General features: G+C 36.7%; 16 protein-coding genes. 14 read left to right on the top strand and 2 right to left on the bottom strand.

The genetic code is table 11. From position 1 onward, the window contains the following. Positions 1 to 9: 9 nt before the first annotated feature. The 5 genes from MHI10_RS12005 (at position 10) to MHI10_RS11985 (ending at position 2,013) form a co-directional block, all read left to right on the top strand. A complete protein-coding gene (locus tag MHI10_RS12005; RefSeq protein WP_340785702.1) occupies positions 10 to 303 on the top strand; it encodes a hypothetical protein in 294 nt (97 codons plus the stop codon). Beyond that, a complete protein-coding gene (locus MHI10_RS12000; protein ID WP_340785701.1) occupies positions 303 to 461 on the top strand; it encodes a hypothetical protein in 159 nt (52 codons plus the stop codon). The genes MHI10_RS12005 and MHI10_RS12000 overlap by 1 nt, the downstream gene beginning before the upstream one ends. A gap of 195 nt (positions 462 to 656) precedes the next feature. Next, the gene (locus MHI10_RS11995) at positions 657 to 902 is read left to right on the top strand and encodes a hemolysin XhlA family protein (RefSeq protein ID WP_340785700.1); all 246 of its coding nucleotides are present in this window, start codon (positions 657 to 659) and stop codon (positions 900 to 902) included. Positions 903 to 916: 14 nt separating this feature from the next. After that, the gene (locus tag MHI10_RS11990) at positions 917 to 1,177 is read left to right on the top strand and encodes a phage holin (protein WP_340785699.1); all 261 of its coding nucleotides are present in this window, start codon (positions 917 to 919) and stop codon (positions 1,175 to 1,177) included. Between the two features lie 107 nt (positions 1,178 to 1,284). Next, the gene (locus tag MHI10_RS11985) at positions 1,285 to 2,013 is read left to right on the top strand and encodes an N-acetylmuramoyl-L-alanine amidase family protein (RefSeq protein WP_340785698.1); all 729 of its coding nucleotides are present in this window, start codon (positions 1,285 to 1,287) and stop codon (positions 2,011 to 2,013) included. 58 nt (positions 2,014 to 2,071) lie between these two features. Here the strand turns inward: MHI10_RS11985 and MHI10_RS11980 are convergent, their stop codons facing one another. Together MHI10_RS11980 and MHI10_RS11975 are read right to left on the bottom strand one after the other, a co-directional pair. Then, positions 2,072 to 2,320 carry a DNA-binding protein gene (locus MHI10_RS11980; RefSeq protein ID WP_340785696.1) on the bottom strand — a complete coding sequence of 83 codons (249 nt, stop codon included), beginning with the start codon at positions 2,318 to 2,320 and terminating at the stop codon, positions 2,072 to 2,074. 240 nt (positions 2,321 to 2,560) lie between these two features. Next, entirely contained in the window at positions 2,561 to 2,704 is a 144-nt protein-coding gene (locus tag MHI10_RS11975) for a hypothetical protein (RefSeq protein WP_340785694.1), read from the bottom strand. Between the two features lie 161 nt (positions 2,705 to 2,865). Between MHI10_RS11975 and MHI10_RS11970 the strand changes: the two genes are divergently transcribed. The 9 genes from MHI10_RS11970 to MHI10_RS11930 all read left to right on the top strand — a co-directional run bounded on the left by MHI10_RS11970 (position 2,866) and on the right by MHI10_RS11930 (position 12,420). Beyond that, positions 2,866 to 3,087 (top strand): transcriptional regulator, encoded by a 222-nt coding sequence (locus MHI10_RS11970; protein WP_340785693.1) that lies wholly within the window; start codon positions 2,866 to 2,868, stop codon positions 3,085 to 3,087. Next, on the top strand, positions 3,084 to 4,340 hold the full coding sequence (locus MHI10_RS11965; protein WP_340785691.1) for a Y-family DNA polymerase: 1,257 nt from the start codon (positions 3,084 to 3,086) through the stop codon (positions 4,338 to 4,340). Before MHI10_RS11970 ends, MHI10_RS11965 begins: the two co-directional genes overlap by 4 nt. Positions 4,341 to 4,437: 97 nt before the next feature. Continuing rightward, positions 4,438 to 5,106: a DUF4046 domain-containing protein gene (locus MHI10_RS11960; protein ID WP_340785689.1), complete on the top strand. Its 669-nt coding sequence runs from the start codon at positions 4,438 to 4,440 to the stop codon at positions 5,104 to 5,106. Positions 5,107 to 5,120: 14 nt separating this feature from the next. Further along, positions 5,121 to 5,327, top strand: coding sequence for a hypothetical protein (locus MHI10_RS11955; protein ID WP_340785686.1), 207 nt, complete (start codon positions 5,121 to 5,123; stop codon positions 5,325 to 5,327). Positions 5,328 to 5,415: 88 nt separating this feature from the next. Next, a protein-coding gene (locus MHI10_RS11950) for an IS3 family transposase (RefSeq protein ID WP_340784669.1) occupies positions 5,416 to 6,989 on the top strand; the annotation gives its coding sequence in 2 pieces (ribosomal slippage) (positions 5,416 to 6,055 and positions 6,055 to 6,989; 1,575 coding nt in all). Between the two features lie 522 nt (positions 6,990 to 7,511). Further along, the gene (locus MHI10_RS11945) at positions 7,512 to 7,703 is read left to right on the top strand and encodes an ABC transporter permease (protein ID WP_340785685.1); all 192 of its coding nucleotides are present in this window, start codon (positions 7,512 to 7,514) and stop codon (positions 7,701 to 7,703) included. A gap of 392 nt (positions 7,704 to 8,095) precedes the next feature. Further along, a complete protein-coding gene (locus tag MHI10_RS11940; protein ID WP_340785683.1) occupies positions 8,096 to 9,262 on the top strand; it encodes an acyl-CoA dehydrogenase family protein in 1,167 nt (388 codons plus the stop codon). 306 nt (positions 9,263 to 9,568) lie between these two features. After that, the gene (locus MHI10_RS11935) at positions 9,569 to 10,789 is read left to right on the top strand and encodes an MFS transporter (RefSeq protein ID WP_340785681.1); all 1,221 of its coding nucleotides are present in this window, start codon (positions 9,569 to 9,571) and stop codon (positions 10,787 to 10,789) included. A gap of 83 nt (positions 10,790 to 10,872) precedes the next feature. Further along, the gene (locus MHI10_RS11930; RefSeq protein ID WP_340785680.1) at positions 10,873 to 12,420 is read left to right on the top strand and encodes a class I adenylate-forming enzyme family protein; all 1,548 of its coding nucleotides are present in this window, start codon (positions 10,873 to 10,875) and stop codon (positions 12,418 to 12,420) included. Positions 12,421 to 12,450 lie beyond the last annotated feature (30 nt).

Below are 12,450 nucleotides of genomic sequence, written 5' to 3'. Positions count from 1 at the left end.
GGGTTATTTATGGACATAGGAAATAGAATCTATTACCAAAAGAGCAGTGGTACAGTAATATATCAGGCTGGGGAAATGTCAGATGCCCCTAATGAGCGCCCAATAATTGATGAAATAGCGTATATCGATGTACCATTCGGTAGCATTGATTATGCAAAAGATTGGATCGTTGGTGTCGACTTAGAAAGTGGTCAGCCGATAGTAGTGACTTTTAAAGACGAAACAGCAGAAGAGAAACGTATTCGTGAGTTAGAAGATGAATTATTATTACAAGCAGAAAATGAAATTGGAGGGATTTTATAATGGTAAATCAAGTGGTAGTACGAATTGCGGCAGAACGAATTATGAACGGTGGATTAAACCCGAAAACGAATGAAGTTTATTTATTAGATGATATTACTAATCCAGATTACCGTGTTGCTGTTGAGGACTATATTTTAAATGCGACTGAGGGTATTTAAATAATTGTCCCATGATGCGTAGTAACTTATCAGCAAATGAAATATCAAATTAATATTAAAGTAAGCCTTCCACATCATCATTGTGGAGGTTTTTTATTATGCATTGTGAGCGTAAACGAGCTGTACAACTACCCACAAAGTAAAATCTCGATGCGTTTCACAGTGCGTTAAATTTACCAAAAGAAGGTGTATTACATGGGCGATGATTTAGTGCGAAATGTGTACGAACGGTTAGGGGCAATTGAGGCAAAAATTGACGGTTTTACTCAAGTAAGAGAGGTCGCATATCGCGCAGAAGATAAAGCGGATGAAGCGTTAGCGAGCACAAAGAGCGCACACCACCGATTAAATAAGCTAGATAAAATTGTTTGGTGGGCTGCCACTACTATTATCGGTGCTGTCATTTTAGCACTTTTAGCGATGGTACTTAAAACAAATTAGGAGGAAAATTAATTATGAAAATTAACTGGAAAGTACGATTGAAACACAAAACTTTTCTTTTAGCACTTTTTGCGTTACTGCTTTTATTAGTGCAGCAAGTGGCTGCTGTTTTTGGAATCGACACAACAATCTATAACGAGCAAGCAACGGAGTTATTCAACACGGTGCTTGCTCTTTTAGTTTTAATTGGTGTAGTAGTAGACCCGACTACTACTGGGACAAACGATAGCCACCGAGCATTGCGATATGACAAGCCTAAAAAGGATGGTGAATAAAATGGAATGCGTAATTTGTTGTAAAGAAATAGAACCGTTAGAAGTGTATAATGGCGAACCTATGTGCAATGAATGTTACCATGCGAAAGATAATGAGGTGTTTACGGATGATTAAAAAGAAAGTTTTTATCGACCCAGGACATGGCGGAACTGATCCAGGTGCAATTGGCGCCAACTCGAAAGAATCAGCAAACGTTTTAGCAATTGCGTTGGCACTTGAAAAGAAGTTAATTGCACAGGGCTATGAAGTAAAGCTATCACGCCGTTCTGATGTATATTTGACGCTTTCACAGCGGACTAAGATGGCGAATGATTGGGGTGCTGACATCTTCATTTCCCTACATGATAATAGTGCCGTTAACAAGACTGCGACAGGCTTTGAAACATTTATTTTTAACGGTATGGCGAGTCACCTCTCAACTAAGTTGCAAACGTGTCTTCACGAAGCAATTGTAAAAGACATTGGACTTCGTGATCGTGGTATGAAGAGCGCCAACTTTGCGGTTGTACGCGAAACTAAAATGCCTGCAGCTTTAATCGAATATGGTTTTATCAGTAATTTAAATGATGAAAAAATCATTGCAAATGAAATCGAAAAACAAGCGCAATTGACGTTTGTTGGTATTAATAAATTTTACGGTGTAACTACCGATAAAAAGGAGGAAACACCAGTGTCAAAAGAAGTTTACGAAAAAAATGCAGCGCCATCTACGTGGGCTGCCGATGCAGTCAAATGGGCAATAGCAAACAGTGTATCAGATGGCACATATTTAAAACGCCCAGCTACGCGAGAAGAGATTATTACAATGATTTATAATGTACAAAGAAAAAAATAAGTTTCAAATTCAAAGCCCGTCATTACCGCAGAAATGCAGTAGTGGCGGGCTTTTTTGTTTATTCATCGTAAGGTCTGTATTTTGTATGAAGTTCTTTAGCTGCTACTTTCCGTTTCTCAACATCTTCTCTCAAAAATAACTTATCTCGACTTAATTCTTTAATAGGTACTAATTTCTCGCGTTTTACAAGTGAACCTAATGCCTGTCGAGATATTTGTAATTCTTCTAATACTTCTGAAGAGGTAAGTACTTCAGTTTGGACTAAAGCGATAAATTCGTCTTTAGATTCAACTTTATAATTCTTCATTAAATCTAACTCCGTTTCTTTTTAAAGTATATTGTGACATTAAATATAGCGAGCATTAGACACAATGCGTAAATAATAATTATCGAGTAATCGAAAAATTTAGGTTCGTTCCAATCCACCATGACTGTTAAAATGTAAAAAGCAGATACAAATATTAAGCAATAAGAAATAATTTTTTTCATAATTTAAATGGATATGATAAGATTAGGTTGAAGGAGGCGCTAACCTCCTTCGGTGTATTTATTTGCGACGTTTCTTTTGTGGGGAGCGTCGCTTTTTCTTTTGCTTATTTTTCATATCGCTTATATTTTTCAATCCACTTGTAAATTGGTTGAAGAATGTTGCGATACCTACTAGATAAGCTAACATCTTATCATAATCCACTTTGTTCACCTCCTTTCTATATATTTATTATATAATAACTACTTACATAAGTCAACAGGTTAACCCCTTTATTTTCCAAATAAAAATATTTTTACATGTTTTAAAATAAGAACAGTTGTTCTATAATGTATACAAACGAGTGTTCTTATATGGAGGTAAACATGAAAAATCAACTAATAAAAGCAATGCAGCGTAATCAAATGTTAGACATGATGTATATGGCCAAGGATGGATCCGTAACAAAACGACGTATTAAAATCATTAAAATTATTGGCGATAACTTTCAGGCTTACTGTTTTGTAAAACAGGCAAAGCGTACTTTTATCATCGATAATGTGTTAGCCGTTGCTCCGATCACTTATAAAGAGCGTAACGTTGTATGAACTACGAAAACTGCCCAAACAAATCAATTATTTGCATCGACATGAAATGTTTTTACGCAAGCTGTATCGCATTGTTAGAAGGACTTGATGTCATGGAAGTACCGATAGCAGTAATAGGGAGTTTTAAGCAACCCGGTAGCGTCGTACTAGCAGCATCCCCACCTATGAAAGAACGTTTTCGCATTAAAACGGGTAATCGCCTTTATGAAATTCCCAAACATCCAGACATCCGACTATTTGAGCCGAAAATGTCCTTCTTTTTAGATATGTCGATGGCCATAACAAATCTTATTGCTCAATTTGTACCACGAGAGGCGATTCATGTGTATAGTGTCGATGAAAGCTTTATTGATTTGACGGGGTGCAATAAAATTTGGGGATCACCTGAGCAAACAGCAAAAGCAATTCAGTTGGCTATTTTTCAGCAGTTTAACATTCGTTCAGCAGTTGGGTTAGGACCCAACATGTTAATAGCTAAGTTGGCGCTTGATTTGGAGGCAAAAAAGACAGGCTTCGTAGAATGGACTTATGAAGATATACCGAAAAAACTATGGCCTGTTCATCCGTTATCTAAAATGTGGGGCATCGGGCGTCAAATGGAAAAAAACCTAAACAACATGGGGATTTTTACGGTTGGCGGTTTAGCTAATATGAGTTTAGAGGCGTTGGAGCATCGTTTTGGCGTGATGGGAAATCAACTCTATTACCATGCCCATGGAATTGATTATTCGACCTTCGGAGAACCGATTGTTAGTGGGCAAATTAGCTTTGGTAAAGGACAAATGTTAATGCGTGATTACACTACACGTGCTGAAATTTGCGTTGTCTTGCTTGAAATGTGCGAGGATGTGGTGAGGCGTACACGTTCAGCCGGTTATGTAGGGTGCACAATTTCGTTAGGATTATCTTATAGTAACGCAACAATGACGAAAGGTTTTTACCGTTCGAAAACGATAACGGAACCGACAAATGAAACAATGGTGATTTATAAGGCGTGTAAAGAATTGCTTGATACACACTTTGTTGGGGAGCCAGCGCGCCAGTTGTCTGTGCGGATTTCTAATGTGGAACAAGAACGTAGTATTCAGCTTGATTTATTTGATACAGGAAAAGAGCAGCGTTTGCTTTTAGGGCATACGGTGGACAGAATACGAGAGCGATTTGGAGCAACATCGATTTTACGTGCTGTTTCATTTACAAAATCAGGTACCGCAATTTCACGTAAACGGTTGGTCGGTGGTCATCTAGCTTAATGCCATATTTAAAAACAGCCCAAAAAGAAATTTTGGCACTTAATGTAGATTAAGTAATCGTTATATTGTAAATTGTTGGTATGAGGGAGGGAGCGAATTGAGTGAAGTAAAAACAATATATGATATTTATCATGAAATCTTAAATGGAGAACGAAAGCGTTTCCCGGAGCAAACGTGGAACCAAACCGATAGTAAGGAAACTTTAGTGAAATTAGCTAGGTATATTATGCTCGACTTGTTAAAATTTAATAGAGATGATGTGATCGGACAAGTCACATTAGTCTTTTTGCAAAAATATAGAATTTGTGGTGCTATGCGCAAAAACTACGCTAGTACAGCGGCATTTATACAAGATTGCTTTCCTGAGTGGGACATCAAGCCTTGGGAGTTGAGGGTGGGGGTTCCAAAAGGTTATTGGAACGAGAATATAGCTATCGAAGCAACTAAATGGTTAATCGAAGAAATCCTTGATTGGGATTTAGAAACAGTCCAAAACGAAATTTCCAACTCGTACTTTTACAAAAATAACCTCGGAGGAATGTTAATGACACTCAAAATCGGAGCTATAGACGCAGTGGTATTAACTTACCCCGAGTACGATTGGTCCTATTTAAAAGATCGTAGAGGATATAAAATAACACCTGCTCAAGCAATCGAAATTCGCAAATTACATAAAGAAGGTGTATCGCAACACGAATTAGCAAGATGGTTTGAGTGCGATGTTGTGAGTATATTTTGTTGTGTGCATCGAAAAACATTTAAATAGAATGAGGTGAGGCTATGTATAAATATAAATTCGTAACAAATTGCGATTTCACGTTAGCTTTTGAGAGTAAATATCACATCGATGACTTAAAGCCACTATCACTTGCGGACGGCGATACATTCGTTGAATTTTTGGATAGCGAGATACTGGTAAATTTAAAGGAAATAAAGGATGCAGAGGTAAACGATGTTAAATTTCAAATCAAAACATACGCAAATTAAAAAATAGCCTTCCACGGAATGATATGCTCCCCATTAGGTAGACAGATTAAAAAATAAAATCTGTTTATCTAAATGGGGAGTTTTTTTCATGCCAAAAAAGGTATTTTCACTAGATGTTAAAATCTTAGCACTTCAATATTTAGAAGAAGGACGTCATACCCAACTTGAAATTTGTAAGATGTTTTCGGTCAATCGACAAACTCTTCAAGAATGGCGCGCTCTTTTTAAATTTGGAGGAATAGAGGCGTTAACACGATCTAAGAAAAATAAGGTGTACTCAAAAGAATTAAAACAAAGTGCCGTCGAGGATTATTTATCAGAACGCTATTCTATGCTTGATATCCTTGCTAAATACGGGATTAGTAGTTTAACAGTGTTCAAAAAGTGGGTGAAAATTTATACTGGTCATAGTGAATTAAAAGATTCGGGTAGAGGAATGAGCCAAACTATGACTAAAGGAAGAAAAACAACTGTAGAAGAGCGTATTGAAATTGCAAAGGCATGCCTAGCGAAGGGGAAGAATTATCAAGAAACAGCAGCACAATATGATGTGTCCTACCAACAAGTTTATCAATGGGTAAAAAAGTTTGAAGAGAGTGGCGATCACGCTTTAGAGGATCGTCGTGGCAAAACAAAACCTACAGAAGAGCGTACACCAGAAGATGGATTGCGTTTAAAAATTCAACAGATGGAGCGTGAAAACGAACGGTTACGTGCAGAAAATCTATTATTAAAAAAGTTAGAGGAAATCGAAAGGAGGCGTCGTTAAGTAGAGTTCGTATTCAGAGCCGTTACATCGCGATTCAAGAGTTGGCGGAGAATGAAAACTTATCGATTGTTTTATTGTGTGAAATCGCTGAGGTTTCACGTGCAGCTTATTATAAATGGATGAAACGTCAGCCATCTGTACGAGAAAGAGAAAACGAACAGCTAGTAGAATCGATTCAACATCTTTATTCGCAAGTAAATGGTATTTATGGCTACCGCCGCATTACAATGACAATTAATCGCCAAAGAACAAAAATGGGCCTAGCTAAAGTTAATAAGAAGCGTATTTACCGCCTGATGCAGATTTGTGGTCTGGAAGCGGTTATTCGACGTAAGCCAAAACGATACCGTAAATCAAAGCCGGATTATGTGGCTGAAAATATTTTAGCACGTGATTTTACTGCGGAAAAACCGAATCAGAAATGGTGTACCGATGTGACAGAATTTAAATACGGCAAAGGTAGAAAAGCTTATTTAAGCGCGATTATTGATTTACACGACAATTCAATTGTCAGTTATGTATTAGGACATTCGAATAACAATAAATTAGTTTTTGACACCATGATTCCTGCAATACAGGAGCTAAAAGAAGGTGAGCAACCGCTTATTCATAGTGATCGAGGTTATCAATATACATCAAAATTCTTCAAACGCATGACAGAAGAAGCGAATATGATTCACAGTATGTCGAGGGTCGGTCGTTGTATCGATAACGGACCAATCGAGGCTTTTTGGGGTACTCTGAAAGTCGAAAAGTATTATTTAAACAAATATGATACATACGAGGCGTTAGAAGAAGCAATCAATACATATATTACGTTCTATCATAACAAACGTTACCAAGAAAGATTAAACGGCTTGAGCCCTCTAGAATACAGGACGCAAGCCGCTTAAAGCATTTTTATTATTTCCACTGTCTACTTGACAGGGAGCAGTTCAGAATTTGTGGAGGGCTATTTTTGTTTCTATTGTTATTCCATGATTTTAATTATCAGTACCCCAAGTGTACCCCAAAACAATATGTTATAATATACACAAATAAAAGTAATGAAATTTTAATTAATCACAAACGTTGATAATCAAAGGCGCGAACAATAAAAAACTATTCATTGCCAATCTAATTGAACTCTGGTCCAAAAACACACCGCCAAAGTGGTTGTCATAAAAAACTCGAAGCATCCACTGATTTTTGTGGGTGTTTTTTCTGCTTAAAATGTTTGGGTTTATGTAATAAATAGATAAATATTGAACGAGCGGGAAAAATAGTTATCCAGTAGCAAAACCGCAACATTCTGTATATCAAGTATATTTATTCGTGCTTATTCAAAAAATTCTTAATAATTATGTTGGAATAGATGAAATTTTTGTGTAAATAAGGTAGAATTAAAGCATATTATATGAAAAGGGGGACTGCCGATGGTGACCGGTCAGTTAGAGCGAGCATTCCAATTAGCGGAAAAACATAAGCTCGACGTAAGCACAATTTTAGAATTAAACAAAATTATTGCAAAAGAAGTGAATAGCTCTATAAAAATGGAGGAGAAGGTTTTAAATCAATTCATTCACATTCTTGAAAACAATAAAACAATCCTAAAGGAGGCCACTTAGTAATTGGAAAAAACAATTGAACTTTATGATGATTTAGACACATTTGACTAAAGGCGTTGCTCAGCAAAAGTAATACGAGCAGCGCCTTTTATTATGCTTATTTTTAAGGAATACATATTTCAGCTACCACTAATATGCTAGAATAACCTGTTGTTATATTTTCTAGTAACCTCTTACTTTCATCACGCCCCTCCATGATTTCAAAAAAAAACTTCATACAAAATTCTATTGTTCTCCATTATTAACTCTCTAAAAATTATTTTCATAACTTATTTTTTGCATATGTAAACGATTTCTTTCATAACGTGTTGTAAATGAGTATTCCAAAAGATTGTGACGTTTATTTAACAATTTTTTACTCAAATAAACTTTATGAATGAGGAGATGCTTTTATGGATTTTACACTAAATGATGAACAAAAAATGATTCAAAAAACAGTTCGAGATTTCGTGAATAGAGAACTAAAACCGTTGGAACAAGAAGTATTAAAAAATGAAAGAGAAGGTAGACCAAGTATTTCTCGTGAAAAAATAAAAGAATTGAGAGCAAAGGCAAAAGAAATGGGATTTTGGGGTATTAATACGCCCGAGGAATACGGTGGCGCCAATTTAGGACCGATTATGTCTGTATTAATCGCGATGGAATTAGGAAGGACATATGTTCCATTCAACTTTGGGGGTACTGCTGATAATATTCTTTATTTATGCAATGAAGAACAGAAGCAGAAATATTTAATTCCTACAATTAACGGGGAAAGACGTTCTTGCTTTGCTTTAACAGAACCGGGTGCGGGATCGGATGCAAGAAGCATTCAAATGAGAGCGGTGAAAGATGGCGACGAATGGGTGTTAAACGGTGAAAAAGTATTTATCACAAATGGAAATGAAGCAGACTTTGCCATGGTATTTGCCGTAACAGATAAAGAAAAAGGGGCAAATGGCGGTGTCACTTGTTTCCTAGTCGACCGAGAAATGGGTTGGGAATCTGAATATATTCATACAATGGGCGAATGGGGACCAGCGACATTAATATTCGATAATGTGCGTGTACCTGAAGAAAATATTTTAGGGGAAGTAGGCCAAGGATTTAACTTAGGCATGCAGTGGATTGGACAAGGAAGATATATGATTCCTGCTGGAGGAATTGGTGCTGCCGAACGTTTATTACAAATGGCGATCGACTATTCGAAAACGCGCGTTACTTTTGGAAAACCGATTGCCGAACGTCAAGCAATTCAATGGATGATTGCTGATTCAGCAGTTGAAATTGAAGCAGCAAAATGGATTGTATTGAGAGCTGCATGGATGGCTGAAAATGGGATGGATGCACGTCACCAGTCATCAATGGCAAAACTAAATGGGGCAATCATGGCAAATCAAGTAGTCGATCGCGTTCTTCAAATCCATGGTGGAATGGGCTATACAAAGGAATTACCAATTGAACGTTGGTATAGAGAATTAAGACTATACCGAATTTTTGAAGGGACGGATGAAATTCAGCGTCGAACAATTGCTCGAAACTTATTAAAAGGAAATGCCAAAGTAGGAGAGTTACTTTAATTGAAGTAGCTTCTAATTATTTCTTTAACATACTATCTAGTCAGTTATTATGCCGTAATAATACTAACCGGTTAGTTATGAAAAATAAAAGAATTATCGATTGATTAGGTAAGAAGAGGGATTTATTTTGCCCTATTTCAAATTTTATAGTGAATGCCAGCACCATCCGCTTTTCGAATGTCTAGCTTCGAACGCCAATTCTTCATTTCGCTCCGGCACAGTTTTTTCGACGGAGGCAAAAGCGCACCTTGTCAGAGTTAGCAGGCGTTCCTTGCTTTTTATTAAATTGAAAGAAGATGAATATGGATGATGGATAGGAAGGCGTTCTTTCTATTAGGATTCATAATGTTTTTAACGATGACAGGTTATGGAATTGTACTTCCGACATTACCATTCTTAGCAGATGATTTGGGACTCTCATCCGTTCAAATGTCATCATTAATTATTATTTGGGCTGTTTCACAGTTAATTACTGCACCGATTTGGGGACGTTTAGCCGACAAAATAGGAAGAAAACCCGTTTTAATGATTGGAGTATTTGGCTTTGGTATCGCTTTTCTGTTATTAATTGTAGCTCAAAACTATTGGCAATTGCTTGTAGTTCGATTAATTGGTGCAGCGATTTCATCTGGTACCCAAATGGCAGCTTTTTCGATGGTAGCCGATCAAACGAAAAAAGAGTTTAGAAATCAAACCATTGCAAAAATGGGTGCAGTAAATGGTCTAGGCTTCTTATGTGGTCCAGCTATTGGGGGATTATTCTCGCCACTTGGCGTAGTAGTACCCTTCATTATTGCAGGCTCCTTAGCATTAGTAACCCTACCATTTGCCCATTTTTACATCCGAGATTCGATTACTGATCATTATAATGAAACACAGAATACGTTTGCTAGAAACAACGATACGATTTCATTTTGGAGAGCCATTACCATGATAACGAAAACGGGTTATTGGAATCATTATATGATCATTCTTGGAGTGTCCATTGCGGCTTCAAGTTTCTTCGGATTACTTGGCTATTACTTAATAGCCAAATTTGAAGCGACCCCAATCTTTGTCAGTATGGCCTTTAGCGCACAAGCTGGAACTTCTGTCATCGTGCAATTCTTTTTACTAAAAAAATGTTATGAATTATGGACTGAAGATACGATTACAAAAATTGGATTAGCCTTTGCAACAATTGGTTATTGTTTTATTAGTTTTGCTCCCTTCATTTGGGTAGCAATTTTAGGATGTGTTTTTACTGGTTTTGGGCAATCATTAGTTCGACCAACTACGATAGCGATGTTATCAAAACGAACAGAGATGGGGCGAGGCATTACATTAGGTCTCCAAGAATCAATGGATAGTTTAGGAAGAATACTTGGACCTTTATGGGGTGGCTGGGTTTTTCTCTCTCTCGTGTCGGCACCATTTATAACTTCAGCAGTTATTATAGCCATTCTACTAGGCATCGCATTTTTAATTACGCATCAACAAAAAATAAATTTTTCAATATCTCAACAAAAAGATACGAATAACTCATAATCGTCAATCGTTGTCCCTTTAAAATGAAAGCGTTTTAACACAAATCTACTATGAAAATAGTAAATAAACGTTAGGAGGGTAATATGTTACTAACTAAATTATTGGGTGAAAATATCGGGAATTTTGGTGAGTATAACCTTCTTTATTTCTATGATAAATCGTATACAAATTGTGAGACAGAAATCATTTCTAAAAAAGTTTCTAGCCTTATTCATTCACTTGGAGTGGAAAAAGGGGATCGCGTGTTAATTTGCATGCCTAATTGTCCAGAAGTTATTTTCTCTTACCAAGGAGTATTAGGCGTTGGGGGCATCATTGTACCGGCTATGTATCTTTTACATGAAAATGAAATCAATTTTATTTTAAAGAAATCAGAAGCGAAAGTTATTATTACTTCCTCTAATATGTTACGAAAATTAACAAATGCATCAAGTGATTTAACAATAAAACCGAAAATTATATGTATTGATCCACCAAGTGAGGCAGATTTACTAGGGCAGTTCGATATCATCGAATGGGAAAAGGCTCTTTCTAATCAATCAGTCTATGAGAACACTTCTTTAAAATTAAATGAATTGGATGTAGCCGTTATATTATATACATCCGGTACAACAGGTCAACCAAAGGGAGTTATGTTAACACATAAAAACCTCTACTCAAATTCAATGTCTGGATTAGAGCTGAGAGCGGAGGATGAAATAAGAAGTACGACACTTGGTGTACTTCCTTTAGCGCATATTTATGGGTTTGGCATTATGAATGGGATGTTTCTACTTGGAAGTTCTGTTGTTATTTTTGATAAATTCGATGCAGAAGAGGTATTCAAAGTAATTGAGAAATTTAAAGTGAAATCCTTTGCAGCTGTTCCGGCTATGGTACACGCGATGCTTTATCATCCAAATGCCGATAAATATGACCTATCCAGTTTAGAAACAGTTGGTTCAGGAGCTGCTGCACTAGCGGTTAGCTTACGTCACAAATTTACAGAAAAATTTGGGGCAGAGGTAAGAGATGCTTATGGGCTTTCGGAAGCATCGCCTGGAGTTGCTACACAACGCAATAATATGCCGATTAAAGAAGGTTCTGTAGGTGTCCCAATGCCTGGAGTGAACATTAAAATCGTGGATGAAAATAGGCAAGAGGTACCAGTTGGGAATGTTGGTGAATTATTAGTCCAAGGTGATAATGTTACACCGGGTTATTATGGAAATGAAGAAGCAACGAAAATGGCATTACAAAATGGATGGCTTCATACAGGAGATTTGGCAAAAGTGGATGAAGAAGGCTATTTATATATTGTAGACCGTAAAAAAGATTTAATTATTCGAGGTGGATTTAATGTGTATCCACGAGATTTAGAAGAATTACTAGTCAAGCATGATGCGGTGTTAGAAGCTGCAGTCATAGGTGTTCCTTCTGAAAAAATGGGTGAGGAAATCGTTGCTTGTATTGTAAAGAAGCCAAATATAGAAGTAAGTGTAAGTGAATTAATCGGATACTGCCAACAAAATTTAGCGAAATATAAAACCCCTCGTCATGTAGAGTTTATTCATGAACTTCCAAAAAATGGTGTTGGGAAGATTATGAAAATAAAGTTAAGAGAGCAATTTACTCATCTCAATTTAGATTAAAATTAGTCGTTCAATATACTTGAAAGGAGG

It is taken from the genome of Solibacillus sp. FSL K6-1523 (assembly GCF_038005225.1).
Lineage (GTDB): Bacteria > Bacillota > Bacilli > Bacillales_A > Planococcaceae > Solibacillus.
This window is presented reverse-complemented; position numbering and strand designations above follow the sequence as displayed.

Bases quoted from the DNA above. Each gene is read 5' to 3' on its own strand.
- MHI10_RS12005 (WP_340785702.1), top strand. From the start codon at position 10: ATGGACATAGGAAATAGAATCTATTACCAAAAGAGCAGTGGTACAGTA.
- MHI10_RS11940 (WP_340785683.1), top strand. From the start codon at position 8,096: ATGGATTTTACACTAAATGATGAACAAAAAATGATTCAAAAAACAGTT.
- MHI10_RS11965 (WP_340785691.1), top strand. From the start codon at position 3,084: ATGAACTACGAAAACTGCCCAAACAAATCAATTATTTGCATCGACATG.
- MHI10_RS11985 (WP_340785698.1), top strand. From the start codon at position 1,285: ATGATTAAAAAGAAAGTTTTTATCGACCCAGGACATGGCGGAACTGAT.
- MHI10_RS11995 (WP_340785700.1), top strand. From the start codon at position 657: ATGGGCGATGATTTAGTGCGAAATGTGTACGAACGGTTAGGGGCAATT.
- MHI10_RS12000 (WP_340785701.1), top strand. From the start codon at position 303: ATGGTAAATCAAGTGGTAGTACGAATTGCGGCAGAACGAATTATGAAC.
- MHI10_RS11955 (WP_340785686.1), top strand. From the start codon at position 5,121: ATGTATAAATATAAATTCGTAACAAATTGCGATTTCACGTTAGCTTTT.
- MHI10_RS11945 (WP_340785685.1), top strand. From the start codon at position 7,512: ATGGTGACCGGTCAGTTAGAGCGAGCATTCCAATTAGCGGAAAAACAT.
- MHI10_RS11970 (WP_340785693.1), top strand. From the start codon at position 2,866: ATGAAAAATCAACTAATAAAAGCAATGCAGCGTAATCAAATGTTAGAC.
- MHI10_RS11935 (WP_340785681.1), top strand. From the start codon at position 9,569: ATGATGGATAGGAAGGCGTTCTTTCTATTAGGATTCATAATGTTTTTA.
- MHI10_RS11930 (WP_340785680.1), top strand. From the start codon at position 10,873: ATGTTACTAACTAAATTATTGGGTGAAAATATCGGGAATTTTGGTGAG.
- MHI10_RS11980 (WP_340785696.1), bottom strand. From the start codon at position 2,320: ATGAAGAATTATAAAGTTGAATCTAAAGACGAATTTATCGCTTTAGTC.
- MHI10_RS11990 (WP_340785699.1), top strand. From the start codon at position 917: ATGAAAATTAACTGGAAAGTACGATTGAAACACAAAACTTTTCTTTTA.